This is a genomic window from Paraburkholderia sediminicola, from assembly GCF_046027825.1.
Classification (GTDB): domain Bacteria; phylum Pseudomonadota; class Gammaproteobacteria; order Burkholderiales; family Burkholderiaceae; genus Paraburkholderia; species Paraburkholderia sediminicola_D.
The window spans coordinates 48,353-67,056 of sequence record NZ_JAQQDU010000029.1 but is presented as its reverse complement, the minus strand read 5'-3'; the positions used below and the strand labels follow the sequence as shown (position 1 = coordinate 67,056).

Below are 18,704 nucleotides of genomic sequence, written 5' to 3'. Positions count from 1 at the left end.
TTACTGGGTAGTACCTGCGCTTATCCAGACACACTCAAAGCGCAATCAAAGCGGAAACACGCCGACCAGCACTGCGGTCAACACCATGATGATCGTGGCGGCGAAGAGAAACGGAATCGTGAACTTCTGATGCTCGGCAAGTTCGACGCCGGTCAGGCCGACGATCAGAAACGTCGCGGGCGTCAGCGGGCTGACCGGAAAACCGGTCGTCATCTGACCGAGCAAGGCGGCCTGCGCCATTTGCACGGGCGGCACGCCGAGAATCTTCCCGCTCTCGGCCAGCACCGGCAGAATGCCGAAGTAAAACGAATCGGGATCGAACAGCAGACTCAAAGGCATCGAGACGATCCCGAGCACGAACGGCATATGGCGCGCGTGTTCGACCGGCACGTGCTGCACCACGACTTGCGCCATCGCGGTGAGCATGCCGGTTCCGGACATGATGCCGGTGAACGCACCCGCCGCCAGCAGCACGCTCGCCATCATCAATGCAGCCTTGGCGTGCGCATCGATACGCTCGCGCTGCTGCTTGACGTCGGGATAGTTGATGATCAACGCGGCAACCGTGCCGAGCATGAACATCACCATCGGATCGACGATGCCCGACACCAGCGTGACCAGCACGATCAGGGTCAGCGCGAGGTTGATCCAGAAGCGGCCGGGACGGCGCAGCGCCTGCTCGTCGGGCGTCAGTTCGCGCGGTGTGACCGCGACCGTTGCCGCACTTGCGCGGTCGAGACCGAGGCGTTTTTCTTCGCGCTTGCCGAGCATATACGCGGTGCCGAACACGAAAATCAGGCCGACGATCTGCACCGGAATCATCGGATAGAAAATCACCGTGCCGGGAATATGCAAGGCGGCCGAGGCGCGCAGCATCGGCCCCACCCACGGCAGAAAATTGACCCCCGCCGCCATTGAGGCCACGCACGCGAGAATCCGCTTGTCGATGCCGAGGCGCGTGTACAAAGGCAGCATCGCCGGCAACGTGACAAGAAAGGTCACCGCGCCGGACCCGTCGAGGTGAATCAGCAGCGCGAGCAAAGCCGAGCCCATCACAATACGTGTCGGGTGACAGCCGACCACGCGCAATACGCCGCTGATGATCGGATCGAGCATGCCCGCATCCGTCAGGATGCCGAAGAACAGAATGGCGAACACGAACATGCCAGCCACCGGCCCGATGTTCTGCACGCCGTTCACGATGTACTTACCCGTCGACAGCCCGAAGCCGGCAACGAGCGCCGCCACGATCGGCACGATGAACAGCGCGACCAGCGGCGAAAGGCGCTTCGTGATGATCAACCCGAACAGCGCGACGATGGCAACCGTGCCGATCAGCGCGAGCATGGTGCGGCTCCTTGCGTGCTGAACGTCCATCCGGCAAGCCCTGTGAAACGCGACGGCGAGCGCCGTCCTGCGCGGTTAATGCACATGCTGTCTCCTTGGCGGCACGCGGCCGCTCTTTGTTGTATCGACGGGGTTTATCGAGCTGATGCGAAAACGTCAATCGTCCGCGGGCGGCTTGCCGAAGACCTGCTCGGCGTGCTCATTGAGCGCAGGGGGCGTGCTGCGGTAACTGGCCGGCGTACGGCTCAGCTTGATCGGCGATGCAATACCCTTGTACGTGCCCATCTCCACCCGCATGCCGCGATGCGCCGTATGCGGATGCTCCAGCGCCGCGCCCAGCCCAAGCACCGGCGCGCATGGCACACCGCGCCGGATCAGCGTATCGGCAAGCAGTTCGCCTTCCCACGACGCAAAGCGCTTCTCGAGTTCGGCGCGCAATTCGCGGCGATGCGCGCTGCGCTCCTTGTTGCTGGCAAAGCGCGGATCGTCGACGAGCGTCTGCGCGTCAATCACGGCGCACAGCCCCGCAAATTGCGCGTTGTTACCCACCGCCAGAAAAATATCAACGCTGCCGGTATGAAACATGTCGTACGGCGTGATGTTCGGATGCGCGTTGCCGCTGCGTTGCGGCTCCTTACCTGAGTAAAACCAGTTCGGCGTGTGCGGATGCAGGATCGACAACGCACTGTCGAACAGTGTCGATTCAACGAACTGACCACGTCCACTCGTCTCGCGTTCGCGCAGCGCCATCAGGATGCCGAGCGCCGCATTCAGCCCGGTAACCAGATCGACGATCGGCACGCCGATGCGCAACGGCGCGCCGCCCGCCTCGCCGTTCACGCTCATCAAACCGGTCAGCGCCTGCACGGCAGCGTCGTAACCCGGCAAGGCGCCAAGTGGACCGTCTGCGCCAAAACCGGACACACGGCAATGCACTAGGCGCGGAAAACGCGCCTGTAACGCGTCGTAGCCCAGGCCCCAGCGTTCCAATGTGCCGATCTTGAAGTTTTCGACGAGCACGTCGGCGGTGTCGAGCAGCGTCAGCAGTTTCTGACGGTCGGGCTCCTGCGTCAGATCGAGCGCCACACCAAGCTTGTTGCGATTCACGCCGATGAAATACGAGGCCGTGTCGCCGTCAAACGGCGGCCCCCAGGTGCGGGTTTCGTCGCCGTTAGGCGGCTCGACCTTGACGACCTCCGCGCCGTGGTCGGCGAGGATTTGCGTGCAGTACGGACCACCCAGCACACGTGACAGATCGATGACGCGAAGCCCTGCGAGCGAACCGGGCGTGAGATTGAACAAGGCTTGTCTCCTGATTGGACGATGGCACACCATCGCCTTTAATTCCTGCACGTGAATTAAACTTTATGCTCAGGAAATATTTAAGTCAAGCGGGCTGTGGAGAAACACCAGGCCAATGCGGGCAGCCGCGAAGGGGTTCGCCAGTGTTGTTGCAGCGCGGTCTATTGCCGCAGTTCGGCAGCGACCACGGGAAAGACGCGCAAACACGTAATAAGGAAAACTTGATACCTATCAAGGCTTTGCCGTCTCAAAATCGAAAAACCGCGCAAAACAACGCGGTTTTTTGACGCACGTCGCATCGCAGCAAAAAAGTCACTCATCCCCTACTCTTGCGCCATCTGCCAAGCGCAGTGCGCACCGACAACGGTCGACGCGCGTAGTCCGCCTCCGGGCATGACGCACCTAAAGCACTTCACGCTCATGAACTCCGCAATTTCGGCATTCGATCTCGCTCGCATTCAGTTTGCGTTCACCGTCTCGTTTCACATTGTTTTTCCGGCGCTCAGCATCGGCCTCGCCAGCTTCATCGTCGTACTTGAATGGCGCTGGCTGAAAACCGGCAAGGCGTACTACAAAGATCTTTGCCTGTTCTGGTCAAAGATCTTCGCAGTGGCCTTCGGTATGGGCGTCGTCTCCGGCGTCGTCATGAGCTATCAGTTCGGCACCAACTGGTCGGGCTTCTCCAGTTTCGCCGGACCCATCACCGGACCGCTGTTGATGTACGAGGTCATGACAGCGTTCTTTCTCGAAGCGGGTTTCCTCGGCATCATGCTGTTCGGCTGGCAGCGCGTGAGTCCGCGCGCCCACTTCGGCGCCACGCTGATGGTGGCGATCGGCACGCTGATCTCGACCTTCTGGATTCTCGCGTCCAATAGCTGGATGCAAACGCCGCAAGGCTTCGAAGTCGTCGACGGCCATGTGGTGCCGCTCGACTGGGTCAAGATCATCTTCAATCCGTCGTTCCCGTACCGGCTTGCGCATATGGCACTGGCGGCATTCATCGTCGCGGGGCTGGTGGTGTCGGCGGTGGGCGCATGGCATCTGCTGCGTGGCCGGCGCGATCCTGCCGTCAAAAAGATGTTCTCGATGGCGCTCTGGCTGCTGCTGATCCTCACGCCGATTCAGGCATTCGTCGGCGATCAGCACGGTCTGAACACGCGCAAGTATCAGCCGGCCAAGATCGCCGCGATCGAAGGCCTGTGGGAAACCGAGAAAGGCGGCACCGCGCTCAACCTGTTCGGCATTCCTGACATGAAAGCGGAGACCACGCGCTATGCAGTGTCGATCCCGCACCTTGGCAGCCTGATCCTCACGCATAGCTGGGACGGCGAAATTCGCGGCCTGAAGGAATTCCCGCCAGAAGACCGGCCGAATTCGACCGTCGTGTTCTGGAGCTTCCGCATCATGGCCGGGCTCGGCGTGCTGATGATCCTGATGTCGCTGACGGCATGGGCGCTGCGCCGCCGCGAACGCCTGTTTGAAGCGAAGTGGTTCCAGCGTCTTGCAGTGGCGATGGGCCCGACCGGCTTCATCACGCTGCTGGCAGGTTGGGTCACCACTGAAGCAGGCCGCCAGCCGTGGGTGGTGTACGGCGTGATGCGTACCTCGCAGGCCGTGTCGCCGCTCACCACGCAGCAGGTCGGCATCTCGCTGATGGCATTCGTGGTCGTGTACTTCCTCGTGTTCGGCACCGGCATCTACTACATGCTCAAGCTGATGCGCTCGGGTCCGGCACTGCCGGGACACACGCCGCACGGCGTGCCTGAGCACACCCCGAATCAGACCGCGCGCCGCCCGCTGTCCGCCGCCGATCAGATGATCGACGCCGCCTAACCTCACCTGCTTGCGAGAAAGAAAATGGACGTAACCGTAGCGTGGGCCGCGATCATCGCGCTGGGCCTATTCATGTACGTGGTGCTGGACGGCTTCGATCTGGGCATCGGGATCGTCTTCCCGTTTTTCCCCGATGAGAAAGAACGCGACCTGATGATGAACACCGTCGCACCCGTGTGGGACGGCAACGAAACCTGGCTGGTGCTCGGCGGCGCCGCGCTGTTCGCGGTGTTTCCGGTGGTCTACTCGACCGTGCTGTCCGCGCTGTATCTGCCGCTGATCTTCATGCTCGTCTGCCTGATTTTTCGCGGCGTGTCGTTCGAGATTCGCGCCAAGGCCAAGCGCACGAAACATCTGTGGGATCTGGCGTTTATCGGCGGCTCGGCGGGCGCGACGTTCTTTCAGGGTATCGTGCTGGGCGCGTTCCTGCAGGGCATTCCGGTGATCGACGGTGGCTATGCGGGCGAGGCCTTCGGCTGGCTCACGCCGTTCAGTCTGCTCACAGGCCTCGGTCTGGTGATCACTTACGCTTTGCTCGGCTGCTGCTGGCTGGTCGCGAAGACCGAAGGCGATCTGCAACGCCGCCTGCATCGCGTGGTGTGGCCGCTGACGCTCGTGCTGCTCGGCTTCATCGCGATGGTCAGCCTGTGGACGCCGCTGCAAGATCCGAATATCGCACAACGCTGGTTCCACGACAGCCTGTTCTACCGTCTGCTGCCGGTGCCGTTCCTCGTGGCGGTGTGCGCATTCTTCATGCACCGCGCGGTGCGTGCGCGGCATCACAACACGCCGTTCGTGCTGGCGCTCCTGCTGGTGCTGCTCGGATACGCCGGGCTGCTGGTGAGCCTGTGGCCGTATGCGATTCCGTCGAGCATGACACTCTGGGAAGCCGCCGCGCCACGCTCGAGCCAGATGTTCACGCTGGTCGGCGCAGCGGTGATTCTGCCGATCATCATCGCCTATACGACGATGGGTTATTGGGTATTTCGTGGCAAGGTGCGTCATGACGATCAACATCACTATCACTAAGGACGCGGGCGCCGAAGCCGCCCGCAGCGCGTCTCAAGCGCCGGCGCGCAAACTGCCCGGCTGGCTGTGGTTCATCGCGCTCTGGTGCTTCGGAGTAGGCGCGGCGATGTCGCTCGGTTTCGCGTTCAAGCTTCTGATGAATGCGACATTATTTGCAGTCAATTGACGACGGCTTGCGCATAATTTCATTCGACGCGCATAACCTTCGGATTCCTGCGTGGACGGCTTCAAAAAATGGGGCATGTGGCTCGTCTACATAGCAAGCCGGAACCTATGCGCGGGAGACCTGCCTTAACCATAATGCTGGTGCATCGAACCAGCCGGCGATCATATAAATAGACTGTCAAATATGTGGCGCGCCGGAAAGCGCGCCGCGCCACCGATCGGCATATGATCGCGGGGTAGCCGGCCATGACGCCATTCGAAAATAGAAGTAAAACGGGAAGTGAAGCCAGCAGCACGGCGGCGGTAGTCCACAACGCGCAGGTCCGACTCGCGGAGACATCATGAAGTTTCTTGTGGCCGACGACCATGAACTGATCCGGCAAGGTGTCAAGGGGCTGTTGCGCGGGCTCGATCCTGACGCGCAATTCGACGAAGCCGATAGCTGGGAAACACTCGCCGCCGCCGCGCGGCCCGACGCCGACCACGACCTCGCCATCGTCGATCTGCATATGCCGGGCATGAGCGGCGCTTCGTCGCTTGAAGTGCTGTTGAAGGCAAACCCGGCGTTGCCGGTCGTCGTGCTCTCCGCCGAAGAATCGCCCGACGAAATGCGCGCGGTGCTGGCCGCCGGCGCGCTCGGCTTCGTGCCCAAGCGGCAACCCGCCAGCGTCATGCTCAAGGCGATCGAACTGGTGTTGTCAGGCGGCGCCTATGTGCCGATGGAAGCACTCAGTCTGCTGGGCTCGCGTGAGACGCACGCCGAAGCGGCGACCGAGCGTTCCACCCAGGGCACCGCCCCCGCCTCGACTCAGGGTCAGGGCGGCGCCACGCTCACCGAACCGATCGCGCAAATCCAGGCCCTGCAGCCGCACCAGCAACATTTGCTGGAGAACCTGTCGCCAAGACAGCAGGACATCATGCGGCTCGTGCATCGGGGCTGGACCAACAAGATGATCGCGCGTGAGTTGGGTGTGGCAGAAGGGACGGTTAAGGTGCATCTCTCGGTGATCTTCCGGGCGCTCGGTGTGCACAACCGGTCCACGGCGATCGCCGTGATCAACGGCTGGCTGGAAGCCGGCAGAACCCTGTAATAGCGGGTCGGCGGGCGGCACTCACGCCGCCCGCCCCTTATCCAGTTCCGCCTGCTGCCAGAGCATTTCCAGGGTGCGCCGCAAACGCGCCGGCGTAACCGGCTTATGCAGTACCGGAATCCCCTGTAAGGCCAGCGCCGCCAGTTCCGCCGACGCCATATCGCCCGTGATCAGCAGGGTCACCACGCTTTCGTGCCCCGCCCGCGTGAGCACATTGCGCACGGCCGCCAGCGCTTGCGCGCCGGTTCGATGATTGGCCAACTGGTAGTCACATAACACGGCATCCGGGACGAAACCGTCTTCCAGCGCAACAAGCGCATCGACCTCGTCGCGTGCGCCACGCACGATGCACCCCCAGCGTCCCAGCAGACTGGCAAGGCCTTCGAGAATCGACGGTTCGTCGTCGATGCATAGCACGCGCCGCCCTTGTGCCGATGGACCACCCGCCACTGCTTCGTTCAGGCTCGCGACAATCCCGCCGGCGTCGCCCGTCTGCACAGGAAAGCGGAATACGGAGCCGCGGCCCGGCGCAGAGCGCATCTGCAACTCGCCACCGAGCATCTCGACGAGGCGTTTCACCGTCGGCAAGCCCAAACCGTGCCCCTGTCGCGCGTCGCGCTGCGGATTGGCGACCTGATAAAACTCCTCGAAAATGCGCTCGTGTTCCTCGGCTGGAATGCCAATACCCGAATCGCGCACCTCGACATAGCCGCCCGATCGACGCCCGGCGCGGCGATAGCCCACCCAGATCGCGCCTTCCTCGGTATAGCGCACGGCGTTCGAGAGCAGGTTGCTCAGGACGCGTTCGAGCAGCACCGGATCGTCATGCACGACCGCCGAAGCCGGTGCGATCCGCAGCGCCAGGCCCTTGGCCGCCGCCTGCGGACGATACTGGCTGCCGACCCGCTCGAACAATTCAGAAAGCCGGAAATGCAAGCGGATCACCTGGGTCACGCCGCTTTCGAGCCTGGCGAGATCGAGCACCTGGTTGAACAGCTGATTCAACGCCTCGACGTTATGAACAATGTGTTCGGCGGTCTTCCCATGCTGCACGGGCGTCGCGGCCGTGTCGTTGAGTGACGCCGCCAGCAGGCCGATCGCATGCAACGGCTGGCGCAAATCGTGGCTCGCGGCCGCAAAAAAACGTGTTTTGGCAAGACTGGCTTCTTCGGCGACACGCTTTTGCGCCGCCAGCGATTCCGCCAGGTATTGCTGATCGACGCGCGCCTGCACGACGCGCCGAAACAGCTTGCGATAGCTCAGCGCATAGACGTTAATCGCGCAGAAGAAGAACGCGAGGACAATCGCGAGAATCGTGCGATCGAACGTATGCGAACCGAAATGCAGCAGGATCGACGGAAACAGCAGAAACGGAATCGCGGTTGAGAAATTCAGCAGATCGAAGCCGTTCGACATGAACACGCCTGCCGCCAGCGTGACAAGCATCACTGTGTGCAGCAGCGGCAAATCGGTTTGCGGGCTCTGGAACGCGAACCACACCGCCAGCCCCGGCGCGCTATACAGCAGCACGCCGCGCACCGCGTGCAGGATGATCCAGCCGCGCGGCGTGACGAGATGCGGGTAGCGGCGATTGCAGATCCACAGTGCGAGGCTGCCGCAATTGGCCACCGCATAAAACCCGAAGCACGCGATGAACAGCCGCGGCGACGGGATGTTCGGCCAGTAGATCGCCACCAGCACCGCGATCGAGAACCAGTGCGAAAAGAAGGCGATCGGATCTTGCGCGTACAGCACGCGCACCAGGTCTTCATCGATTGCACGCTGGATCGGGTCTGCCCGCATCATGCGGTCTCCTCGTCGGGCACGGCAACTTATGCTGACCGGATGGTTTACCCGGCGGTTTACCCATCAGCTACCACTTAATCCATATAGGCGAAGCCGTCGCCGGAAACCATACTGGGTTCACATTCCAGCGCGGCTTACAAGCTCCAACACCCCTTCCTTGCCTGCAGCCGAGGCTCCGCGCACTCCTCGCCTTACCCCTTATGGAGGTTTTCATGGGCGCAGTTCCGAGCCACGCGTTCGTCCGCAATCTCGACGATGCGATCCTGCCCGACCTGTGGCGCCGGCGTACCCAGTTGTCCGCCGACGAAATGGTGTCGATGGTCGAACTGGTCAAGCGGGCGCTGCGTACCTATCACCCGCTTGAGCTGCAGGCACTCGGCGAGGACAAGGAAGAACTGGTCGCGCAGTTCATTTACGCGAAAGTCCTGCGCCTCGCGCCCGGCCACACGGAAACCCATGCCTGCGCCGACAGCGCCCCGTCCAACGGCTACGCACTGTGCGCGTATTTTCGCCGTTACCTGATCGACTGCCTGCGCAGCGCCGGCCATCAACGCAATGTGTCGATGGAAAACGAAGGCATGGCGCAGGAGATCGATCTGCACGCGCAAGCGCTGGAAGACCCCGTCGACAGCGTGTTGCTGCAATACGGGCTCGACGAGCAACGCGTGCGGCTCGCGGCGCGCGCCTTTATCGACAGCCTCGACGAGCCGGAGCGCATCGTGCTGGCCGGCAGCCTCGGCTGGTGCTCGGAAGGGAAAGGCGGCCTGTCGGCGGTCGCTGCTCAGCATCGTGTGCCCTCGTATCACTATCGCGCCGTCAAACTCGGCGTCACCATGAAAAAGACGGCCGGCGCCGCCGAATTTTCCAATACCAAGATCGGTCGCTGGCTGATCGACGTGCTCGGCATCGAGATCGAACTCGACAATCGGCCGGCGATTCTGCTCGCGTTGAACCTGCTCGCCGCCGAATCGAGCGACAGCGAAATGAATGAAGTAGCCGCCTAATAGCGCATTCCCGGGCTGGCGTGGACCGATGGCGGCTGTTTTCCTTTTCCGCCAATCGCGTATTCGCCACCTACGCGCCACGTACGATGCGCCTTTTTTTGTCATCGCGCACCGCCTACGATAAAAAAGCCGCAACCGCACGCCGTCTTCCTTCCGAAGTCCGGGTTCCCCTACCCGGCATCCCCTTCCTGACGAGGTGGTCTGAATGAACCGCTTATCGAGCGCCCTGACAGCCATGCAGTCGCATTACGATGTCGTGGTGGTGGGTTCGGGTTATGGCGGTGCGATTGCCGCGAGCCGTATGGCGCGCGCCGGCCGCAGCGTGTGCGTGCTGGAACGTGGGCGCGAATTCATGGCCGGCGAGTTTCCGCGCACGCCGCTCGAAGGCGCCGCGCAGGTGCAATACAACACCGCTCTCGCGCAAGTCGGCTCGCCGCTCGCGCTGCTCGAAGTGCACGTGAATGAAGACGTGAATGCGGTGGTGGGCTGCGGACTGGGCGGCACGTCGCTGATCAACGCGAACGTCGCGCTCGAAGCCGACCCGCGGTTATGGGACGACGCCCGCTGGCCCGAGGCGCTACGCGTCGACCAGGCGGGACGCGACAAGGGCTACGAACTTGCCCGCGCCATGCTGCAACCGTCGCCGGTGTCTGGCGATTTTTTGCAATTGCCGAAACTGCAGGCGCTCAAACAATCCGCGCAGGCGCTCGGTATGGAGGATCGCTTTTACCCGCCGCCGGTCACCGTCACCTTCGAGGACCGCATCAACGCTGCGGGCGTCGCGCAGCACGCCTGCGTCGGATGCGGTGATTGCAACTCCGGCTGCAACTACGACGCGAAGAATTCGACGCACCTGAACTATCTGCCCGATGCGGTTGCGCACGGCGCCCATATTTTCACGGCCGCAGCGGTGCACTCGGTGTTGCGCGATGCGGCCACGCAACAGTGGACCGTGCGTTTTCAGGAGGTGAAGCTGGGCCGCGAGAGCTATGAAGCGCCGGATCTGTTCGTGAGCGCCGATATCGTCATCGTGTCGGCCGGCACGATCGGTTCGACCGCCCTGCTGCTGCGCTCGCGCGAGGCGGGGCTAACCGTTTCGGACATGCTCGGCCAACACTTCACCGGGAATGGCGACGTACTGGCCTTCGCGTACAACACCGACGAGGTGATCAACGGTGTCGGCTGGGGCGTGCACCTGCTGGGCGAGATCCCGCCGGTCGGGCCGACCATTACCGGCATCATCGACCACCGCAACACCCCTGACGTGACGGACGGCTTCGTGATCGAAGAAGGCTCGCTCGCCGGGCCGGTCGGCGCTGCGATGGTCGCCCTGCTCGGCGGCGCCGCGCCGCTCGAAGGCGTCGAGATTCCCGCGCCGCGCGCCGCCGGGGAACCGGCAGATTACGACGCTCGCGTGATCGAGAGCTTCCTGCGCGGCCCCTATCACGGCGCCCTCAACCATACGCAAACCTACCTGGTCATGGCGCATGACGACGAAAGCGGCCAGATCAGCGTGGATGACAAAGGCAGGCCACGCATCGACTGGCCGAACGCCGGCAAGCAGCCGATCTTCCGCACCGTCGAAGAAACGCTCGAGAAGGCGCAGGCGCCGCTCGGCGGCAAATACGTGCGCAACCCGATTTCGACCAGAATGCTCAAGAACCGCACCGTCACCGTGCATCCGCTCGGCGGCTGCGGGATGGGCGAGGATGCGGAGCGCGGTGTCGTCGACCATCAGGGCCGGGTCTTCAGCGGCACGACAGGAGATGCCGTGCACGAAGGCCTGTATGTGATGGATGGCGCGGTCATGCCGATGTCGCTCGGCGTCAATCCGCTGTTGACGATTTCCGCGCTGGCGGAGCGCAATTGCGCGCTGCTTGCGAACGCGCGAGACTGGCAGATCGACTACCAGGCCGTGGGCACGGCCGGTACGCCCCCGCCCCAGAAGATCGGCCTGCGCTTCACCGAAACGATGATCGGCACCTATACGCCGGCCGTAGCGGGCGATGCCGCCACCAGTCCGATCGAATTCACCCTGACCGTCGAATCGGACGATCTGGCCGACATGCTGAGCAATCCGCAACATCTGGCCCACACCACGGGCACGCTGACCTGCCCCGCGCTCTCCGCGCAACCGATGACCATCACGGACGGCACCTTCAACCTGTTCGTAGTCAACGAATCGGATGTGGACGAGCGCAACATGAATTACCGCATGACGCTTAATTCGACCGAAGGCAAGACCTACTACCTGAGCGGGCAGAAGATCATCACGCGTACGTCGCCGATCAATCTTTGGGATCAGACCAACACGCTCTACGCCGAAATTCGCGAGTCGGCAGAAGCGGATCCGCCGGCGATCGGCAAAGCAACGCTGATCATCACGCCCGAGAATTTCCTCAAGCAGCAACGCACGCTTGAAGTCACCAACGCACCCGATCTGACAACGCGCCTTGAATGGACGCTGAAGTTCGGCAAGTTTTTCGCGGGCGTGCTGTTCAGCGAATACGGAGGCGTGGCTGCGCCCTTGCAGTTTTATGATCCGAAGGCGCCGCCGCGTCTGAAGCGCGTGCTGCGCGCACCCGCGCCGCAAGTGGTCTTCTTCGACACGCCCGATAAGACCACGCTGCGGCTCACACGCTACGCCGGGCCGCCCAACACGCCGCTGCGCCCCGTGCTGCTGATCCACGGCTCAGGCGTGTCGAGCCGCATCTTTTCTACCGATCTGATCACGACCAACCTGGTGGAATATCTCTGTGCGACAGGCTACGACGTGTGGCTCGTCGATCTCCGCGTCAGCATCGAGATGCCGAGCGTGCTCGTGCCGACTAACGTCGACAAGGTCGCTCGCGAGGACATTCCGGCCGCGGTCGCCAAAGTGCGGGAGTTGACCGGCCTGCCGGACATTCAGGTGCTGGGCCACTGCATGGGTGGGTTGGCGTTGACGATGTCGCTGCTGTACGGCCTCGAGGGCGTGCGCTCGGTGGTCATCTCGCAGGTATCAGCACATCCGGTGCCGGGCACGCTCGAAAAGATCAAGTGCGGGCTGCACGTCCCGGACATCATGCAACATCTCGGCGTACTCGACTTGACCGCCTTCACGGAGCACAGGTCGTGGCCCCATAACCTGCTCGATGAAGCGTTGCGGCTCTACCCGCTCACTCACAAACAGGGCTGCGGCAGCCCGATCTGCCACAGGGGCACCTTCCTTTACGGCCTGCTCTACGAACATGAAAAATTGAACGAGACGCTTCATTCGAACCTGCAGGAATTGCTCGGCGTGCACGACGTCTCCGTCTTTAAGCATCTCGCTGCGATGGTGCGGGCGGGCAAGGTTGTCGATGCCGAAGGCCGGGACGTCTACCTGAGCGGCGCGGACGGCATGCGGGGTCTGGAAGGCATGCGCCTGCCGATCGGCTTCATCCACGGCGAAAAAAACGAAACCTATCTGCCAAAGAGTACCGAGCTCACGTACGACATGCTGGTCAATCGCTTCCCCGAGCAGCCCTATGAGCGGCATCTGATTCCCGGCTACGGGCATATCGACTGTATCTTCGGCAAGAATGCAGCAGAGGATGTTTATCCGGTGATTGCGCGGTATCTGAATGCGCATTGACGAAAGTTGAGCGCGGCGTTGCCATAGGGTCGGGGAATCCGGCCGGCGCGTGCACGGGTTGCGCGCCGCTCGCTGTTCCCGCGCCGGTTCAGGTGTGGTATCTATCAAGGAAGCGGGTCGACGCACCTGGCCTCGTGAGCCCATCACGCCTTTATCCACATCAGACTGCTACGCCCATTCGGATGAAAACCTTCTTTCTGACCATGTTGACCGCTGGGCTGCTGACCAGCACCGTTGCAACTGCAGACGTACAGGCAGCCGAACTCCACGTGATGACTTCGGGCGGCTTCACCGCCGCATACAAACTGCTCGGCCCCAAGTTCACGACGTCGACGGGCAATACCCTCGACACCATACTCGGGCCGTCGATGGGTAAATCGCCGGAAGCCATTCCGAACCGGCTCGAACGCGGCGAATCCGCGGACGTGGTCATCATGGTCGGCTACGCGCTCGACGATCTGATCAAGCAAGGCAAGGTGATTCCCGGATCGCGAGTCGAGCTTGCCGATTCTCGCATCGGTATGGTGGTGCGTAACGGCGCACCGAAACCGGATATCAGCTCTGTCGAGTCGCTGAAGGAGACCTTGCTCCACGCAAAATCCATCGCCTACTCGGACAGCGCAAGCGGTGTCTATATCGAACGCGAGCTCTTCAGGAAACTCGGCATTGAGGATCAGGTGAAGTCCAAAGCGACGATGGTGCCGAGGATCCCGGTCGCGTCGGTCGTAGCCAATGGCGACTACGAGGTGGGATTCCAGCAGGTCAGCGAATTGCTGCCGGTACCGGGCGCCACCTTCGTTGGAAAGATTCCGGAGTCGGTGCAATCGGTTACGCGATTTGCCGCAGGCATTCCAGTTGGCGCGGAGCATCCGAAAGAGGCGAAGGCGCTGCTCGACTACCTCGCTTCACCCGCGGCGCAACCCGATGTTAGATCGACCGGGTTGGACTCTGTCGCGGCGCATTGACGAAACAACCCGGGCGTGTCCGGCCAAACACGTATCATCCCATCCACATTGCCTTGAAAAACAGCATTGGGCCCCTCCTTCGAGGTCCGCAAGGCGGCATAGAATCTGCCCGGCTGGGTAACAACATTAACGAACGATACGAGTGACCGACATGCAGCAAATGAGTTTCGGCGAGTGCGCCGGCAAATCGTGGTTGAGTACGTGGCAAATTGTGACCACGATGCCGTTCTTCTTACTGAGCTTCATGGCCGCACTGGCGTGCACGTTCGCCTTTCCTGACATTCTCGCCGCCGCAGCGGCGCCGCCGGATGCAGGCGCTCACGAGGCGATGCGAGCCGCGCCCGGATCGAGCCTGATGAATCTCGCGCGCGTCGTCATCGGCGCCCTGCTATCTGTCAAGATTCATCGCACGGTGCTGCTAGGTGAGGGAGAAAAGCCGCTATTTCCCGTCCAACGCGGGGTGGTGCCGCGCTATGTTGGGCTCTACGGGGTGATCGGCATAGCGACGCTGTTGCTTGCCATCGCCATCATGGTGATCGGAAAGGCCGTTTTCAATCTTCCTCTTGTTTCGGCAGTCACGCTACTGCTTTCATTCGCCGCCGGCCTGTTCATCGCGGTACGGGTCAGTCTTCTGTTCCCCGCGTTGTCGCTTGGCAGCCGCTTTGCGTTGAAGGCCGCCTGGCGCGACAGTCGAACGCATTTCTGGCAAATCGCCGGCATGATGTTCGTCGTGGCGGCGCCGCTGATGCTGATCGGGATTGTCATCGCGGTCGTCCTCAAACCGCTCCTCGCAGGATTGCATCCCGTACAGCAGCTCATGCTTACCGCGGCGGGCCAGGGGTTTCTCAGTACACTGTTCTCGGTGCTGAGCGCCGTCACGCTGTCGTGGCTCTACGCCCGTTTCGCTAGCGAACTGCGCACGCTTGTCAGCGAACAGCCCATCGGCGAGCCCGCGCCCTGAACGGGCCACGTACGCGCCACCTCGCTCAAAACAGCTTGCCCGGATTCAGAATGCCGTGCGGGTCCAATGCGTGTTTGATCGCCGCCATGGCGGCCAATTCAGCCGGCGAGCGCGAGATCGGCAAGAACTCGCGCTTGAGCAAGCCGATTCCGTGTTCCGCCGACACCGAGCCGTGCAACGGCCTGAGCATCTCGTAGACGAACGCATACACCGCGTGATGATCGACACCGGGGATCGAATGGCCGTCGACGGTGACATGCAGATTCGAATCGCCGATATGGCCGAAAAAATACGACACGTTGCCCGGCCAGCGCTGATCGAGCGCCGCGCGGCAACGGTCGACAAAAGCGCCGATCTCGCCGATGGGCAAACTCACGTCGAAGTTGATCGCATCCAGCCGCACCGGAAACTCGGCGGTGCACTCGCGAATCGCCCATAACGCGCGCACGTCAGCGACCGATTGCGCGATCACCGCGTCGCGGATCGCTTCTGAGTCGAGCGCTTCAGTCAGCGCGGCGGAGAAGCGTTCGCCGTCGTCGCTGGCGTCGAAGCTCGCGTGCTCGATCAGTGCATAAAGCGGGTGTGAGTCGGCGAACGGTGAGCGCGTACCCGTCAGCTTCACGCCGAAACCGTAGAAATCCGGCCACATGATCTCGAACGCGCCGATGTCGTTGCCAAAGCTCGTCGACAGGCGGCGCAGCAGGTTCACGGCGGCATCGTAACCATCGAGTGCGACGAGCGCCGTGTGGCGCGCCGCCCGTTGCGAATGAAGCCGCAGCACCGCGCGCGTGATCACGCCGAGCGTGCCTTCCGATCCGATGAACCAGTGTTTCAGGTCATAGCCGGTGTTGTTCTTGACCATCTTGCCGAGCGAAGTCAGCACGTCGCCATTGGCAAGCACGACTTCGAGGCCGAGCACCTGGTCGCGCGCGGTGCCCGACTGGATCACGCGATTGCCGCCCGCGTTGGTGGCCAGATTGCCGCCGATCTGGCACGAGCCACGTGCGCCCAGATCGAGCGCGAGTTCGAAGCCGGCTTCGGCGGCGGCTTCCTGCGCCGTTTGCAAGGTGGTGCCGGCGCGCACGGTTAGCGTGGCCGAAGCGGTGTCGATTTCTTCCACGCCGGTGAGCCGTTCGAGCGACAACGCAATATCGGTCGCACGCGCAATCGCACCGCCGGCGAGACCCGTCATACCGCCCTGCGGCACTACCGGTTGATGCGCTGCGTGGCAAATCGCCAGCGCGCGTGACACTTCTTCCGTGCTGCGCGGCAAGAGCAGCGCGGCTGGACGTGTCGGGGCGTGGCGTGTCCAGTCGGTCATCGCGTGTTCGCCGATCTGCTCGCCGACCCGCACCGCATCGGCGCCGAGCGCGGCGCGTAGCGCATCGAGCGTTGCGGAAAGCGGCGCAGCGCCAGGAGTTGCGTTGCCGCCCGTGCTGCTGCCTGCTATGCCGCTTGCCAAACTGTTATCTGTCATGCAATGGTTCCTTGCTTTCCTTCAACGGCTGCTTTCTTCCGATAACCCATCGAATCGTTGATCCGCCCGAGGATATAGTCGCCCGCGGCGACCGGTTGGTACTTGAGGTCGGCGTCGCTCGTGCCGAGTTCACGTGGATCGACCATCGCACCGTAAGTGGGATCATAGAACGTCGCGATCGAATAGCGCTCGCGCCCCGACGCATTGATCACGCGATGCAAGGTGGAGCGGAAACGGTCATTGGTCCAGCGCGCCAGCAGATCGCCGACGTTTACCACGAAGCTGCCTTCTACCGGCGGCGCATCGACCCACGTATCGTTGGCGATCTCGCGCACCTGCAAGCCGCCCACCCGATCCTGCCAGAGCAAGGTGATGCAGCCGTAGTCGGTATGCGGTGCGACGCCGAACTGATCCGCGTCCGACTGGGGCGGCTGCGGCGGATAGTAGACCATCTGCGTGCGCTGCATCCGCTTCGTATAGCGCGGCGCGAAGAAATGCTCGTCGACGCCGAGACTCACCGCCACCGCCCGCAGCAGATCGGCGCCGCAGGCCGCGACCGCTTCGTAGTAACCATACAGGGCGGCCCGCAACCCGGGCATGAAATCCGGCCAGTTGTTCGGACCACGCAGTGCCTGGCCCGCGCGCACATCGGGGTCGTCCTCCGGCAACTCCAGGCCGATGCTGAAGAACTCCTTGTAGTCGGGGCGCTTCGCCTGATACATGGTGGCGTCGCCGAGCGCGTTGAAACCTCGATGCCTCTGATTGACCGCCGCGCGCCGCTTCGTCTCCACGGGAAACGCAAAGAAGGTGCGCGCAGCCTGTTCGGCTGCATCGATTGCCGTTTGCGGCACGCCATGATTGACGATGTAGAAGAAGCCGATCGTCGTGCACGCCTCGCGGATTTCATGTGCCACGCGCGTCAAAGCCTGCGGGTCGCCCGCGCGAACGCCGGCAAGATCGATGATCGGAATGCGGGTCACGGGCATTGCGCTGCTCCCTGGAAGGCCGGTCAATTCAACTGAGGAAAGAGGCTCACACATCACTCGCGAGAAGCTTGCGGGCCTCGTGCATCCTCGTGCGTCTTCGTTGTATATACCGCCAAAAGCGCACTCGCAAGCTGCTTCGCAGGGCTTCACGTAAGGGCTTTTCTCTACTCGCGCGTTTATTTATTTCGCGTGGAAACTGCGGTATATACTGCCTCGCATGACTCGCGCAGGGCCCGCTGACAAACCGCTTTCGCGCGACACCGCTTTGCCAACCGGAGAATCCCATGAGCATCCTTGCAGGCTGGAAGTGTCGTTTGGTCATGCTGGCGTTGTGCGCGGCAAGCGTCAGCGCCCACGCGGAAGACCAGCTCGCCAAAGTGAAGAAAGCCGGCGAACTGGTGGTCGGTACCGAGATGCAGTTCGCGCCCTTCGACTTCCTTGAAAACGGCCAGCAAGCGGGCTTCAACAAGGACCTGTTCGCCGAGGTCGGCAAGGAATTGGGTGTGAAGGTGCGCTTCATCGACTTGCCGTGGCCGAGCGTGCTGCCTGGTCTCGAAGCCGGCAAGTTCGATATGGTGGGCGGCCCGCTAACGGTCACCAAGGCGCGCATGGAACGCTACACGTACACCCTGCCGATCGCGGACGCCACCGACGCGCTGCTCAAGCGCGCCAACGACACCTCCGTCAAGCAATCGTCGGATATCGCCGGCAAGACTGTCGGCGCGGGCAAAGGCTCGGCCCAGCTCGACCAGTTGAAGACGTACGTCGCCACCTTGCCGAAACCGCCTGAGATCCGCGAATACGTCGACAACAATCAGGCCTACGCCGATCTCGCCGCCGGCCGCATCGTGGCGGTCGCGAACTCGATGACCAACATCGCGTACGTCGCCAAACAACGCCCCGATACTTTCGCCGTGGTCCAGCCGCCGTTCGGCGCGAAAGTGTACTTTGCCTACTGCCTGCGTAAAGACGCGGATAGCAAGCCGCTCGCCGATGCCTTCAACGCGGCGCTTGTGAAAATGCACAACGACGGGCGCCTCGCGGCCTTGCAGAAAAAGTGGTTCGGTGTCGCGATGGATGCGCCGACAACGATGCCGACGCCGAACTATTGATGCACTGATG

At 62.4% G+C, this 18,704-nt stretch carries 15 protein-coding genes; 10 read left to right on the top strand and 5 right to left on the bottom strand.

Annotated features, from left to right (window positions below; translation table 11 throughout):
- Window positions 1-45 precede the first annotated feature (45 nt).
- Both PQQ96_RS17740 and PQQ96_RS17735 read right to left on the bottom strand, forming a co-directional pair.
- Window positions 46-1,347, bottom strand: a complete 1,302-nt coding sequence (locus PQQ96_RS17740; protein ID WP_408294279.1) for a CitMHS family transporter — start codon at window positions 1,345-1,347, stop codon at window positions 46-48.
- A gap of 156 nt (window positions 1,348-1,503) precedes the next feature.
- Window positions 1,504-2,649 (bottom strand): CaiB/BaiF CoA transferase family protein, encoded by a 1,146-nt coding sequence (locus PQQ96_RS17735; RefSeq protein WP_408294276.1) that lies wholly within the window; start codon window positions 2,647-2,649, stop codon window positions 1,504-1,506.
- A gap of 14 nt (window positions 2,650-2,663) precedes the next feature.
- On the opposite strand from PQQ96_RS17735, the gene PQQ96_RS17730 reads away from it, so the two are divergent.
- The 5 genes from PQQ96_RS17730 (at window position 2,664) to PQQ96_RS17710 (ending at window position 6,767) form a co-directional block, all read left to right on the top strand.
- Window positions 2,664-2,936 carry a hypothetical protein gene (locus tag PQQ96_RS17730; protein WP_408294273.1) on the top strand — a complete coding sequence of 91 codons (273 nt, stop codon included), beginning with the start codon at window positions 2,664-2,666 and terminating at the stop codon, window positions 2,934-2,936.
- A 133-nt stretch (window positions 2,937-3,069) separates the two neighbouring features.
- Window positions 3,070-4,482 (top strand): cytochrome ubiquinol oxidase subunit I, encoded by a 1,413-nt coding sequence (locus tag PQQ96_RS17725; protein ID WP_408294270.1) that lies wholly within the window; start codon window positions 3,070-3,072, stop codon window positions 4,480-4,482.
- A 24-nt stretch (window positions 4,483-4,506) separates the two neighbouring features.
- The gene (cydB, locus tag PQQ96_RS17720) at window positions 4,507-5,511 is read left to right on the top strand and encodes a cytochrome d ubiquinol oxidase subunit II (RefSeq protein ID WP_408294267.1); all 1,005 of its coding nucleotides are present in this window, start codon (window positions 4,507-4,509) and stop codon (window positions 5,509-5,511) included.
- Window positions 5,486-5,677, top strand: coding sequence for a hypothetical protein (locus tag PQQ96_RS17715; RefSeq protein ID WP_408294264.1), 192 nt, complete (start codon window positions 5,486-5,488; stop codon window positions 5,675-5,677). Before cydB ends, PQQ96_RS17715 begins: the two co-directional genes overlap by 26 nt.
- Window positions 5,678-6,017: 340 nt before the next feature.
- Window positions 6,018-6,767 carry a response regulator transcription factor gene (locus PQQ96_RS17710; protein ID WP_408294262.1) on the top strand — a complete coding sequence of 250 codons (750 nt, stop codon included), beginning with the start codon at window positions 6,018-6,020 and terminating at the stop codon, window positions 6,765-6,767.
- A 21-nt stretch (window positions 6,768-6,788) separates the two neighbouring features.
- On the opposite strand, the gene PQQ96_RS17705 is transcribed toward PQQ96_RS17710, so the two are convergent.
- Complete coding sequence (locus PQQ96_RS17705) at window positions 6,789-8,570, bottom strand: ATP-binding response regulator (protein ID WP_408294334.1); 1,782 nt, start codon at window positions 8,568-8,570, stop codon at window positions 6,789-6,791.
- A 215-nt stretch (window positions 8,571-8,785) separates the two neighbouring features.
- On the opposite strand from PQQ96_RS17705, the gene PQQ96_RS17700 reads away from it, so the two are divergent.
- From PQQ96_RS17700 to PQQ96_RS17685, 4 genes are all read left to right on the top strand, one after another.
- On the top strand, window positions 8,786-9,577 hold the full coding sequence (locus PQQ96_RS17700) for a hypothetical protein (protein WP_408294259.1): 792 nt from the start codon (window positions 8,786-8,788) through the stop codon (window positions 9,575-9,577).
- Between the two features lie 205 nt (window positions 9,578-9,782).
- Complete coding sequence (locus tag PQQ96_RS17695) at window positions 9,783-13,193, top strand: alpha/beta fold hydrolase (RefSeq protein ID WP_408294256.1); 3,411 nt, start codon at window positions 9,783-9,785, stop codon at window positions 13,191-13,193.
- A 182-nt stretch (window positions 13,194-13,375) separates the two neighbouring features.
- Window positions 13,376-14,158 carry a substrate-binding domain-containing protein gene (locus PQQ96_RS17690; protein WP_408294253.1) on the top strand — a complete coding sequence of 261 codons (783 nt, stop codon included), beginning with the start codon at window positions 13,376-13,378 and terminating at the stop codon, window positions 14,156-14,158.
- A 355-nt stretch (window positions 14,159-14,513) separates the two neighbouring features.
- Window positions 14,514-15,119 (top strand): hypothetical protein, encoded by a 606-nt coding sequence (locus tag PQQ96_RS17685; protein ID WP_408294251.1) that lies wholly within the window; start codon window positions 14,514-14,516, stop codon window positions 15,117-15,119.
- A 25-nt stretch (window positions 15,120-15,144) separates the two neighbouring features.
- On the opposite strand, the gene PQQ96_RS17680 is transcribed toward PQQ96_RS17685, so the two are convergent.
- Together PQQ96_RS17680 and PQQ96_RS17675 are read right to left on the bottom strand one after the other, a co-directional pair.
- A complete protein-coding gene (locus PQQ96_RS17680; protein WP_408294248.1) occupies window positions 15,145-16,596 on the bottom strand; it encodes an FAD-binding oxidoreductase in 1,452 nt (483 codons plus the stop codon).
- Window positions 16,593-17,582, bottom strand: a complete 990-nt coding sequence (locus PQQ96_RS17675; protein WP_408294245.1) for an isopenicillin N synthase family dioxygenase — start codon at window positions 17,580-17,582, stop codon at window positions 16,593-16,595. Before PQQ96_RS17675 ends, PQQ96_RS17680 begins: the two co-directional genes overlap by 4 nt.
- Before the next feature lie 284 nt (window positions 17,583-17,866).
- On the opposite strand from PQQ96_RS17675, the gene PQQ96_RS17670 reads away from it, so the two are divergent.
- On the top strand, window positions 17,867-18,694 hold the full coding sequence (locus tag PQQ96_RS17670; protein WP_408294242.1) for a transporter substrate-binding domain-containing protein: 828 nt from the start codon (window positions 17,867-17,869) through the stop codon (window positions 18,692-18,694).
- Window positions 18,695-18,704 lie beyond the last annotated feature (10 nt).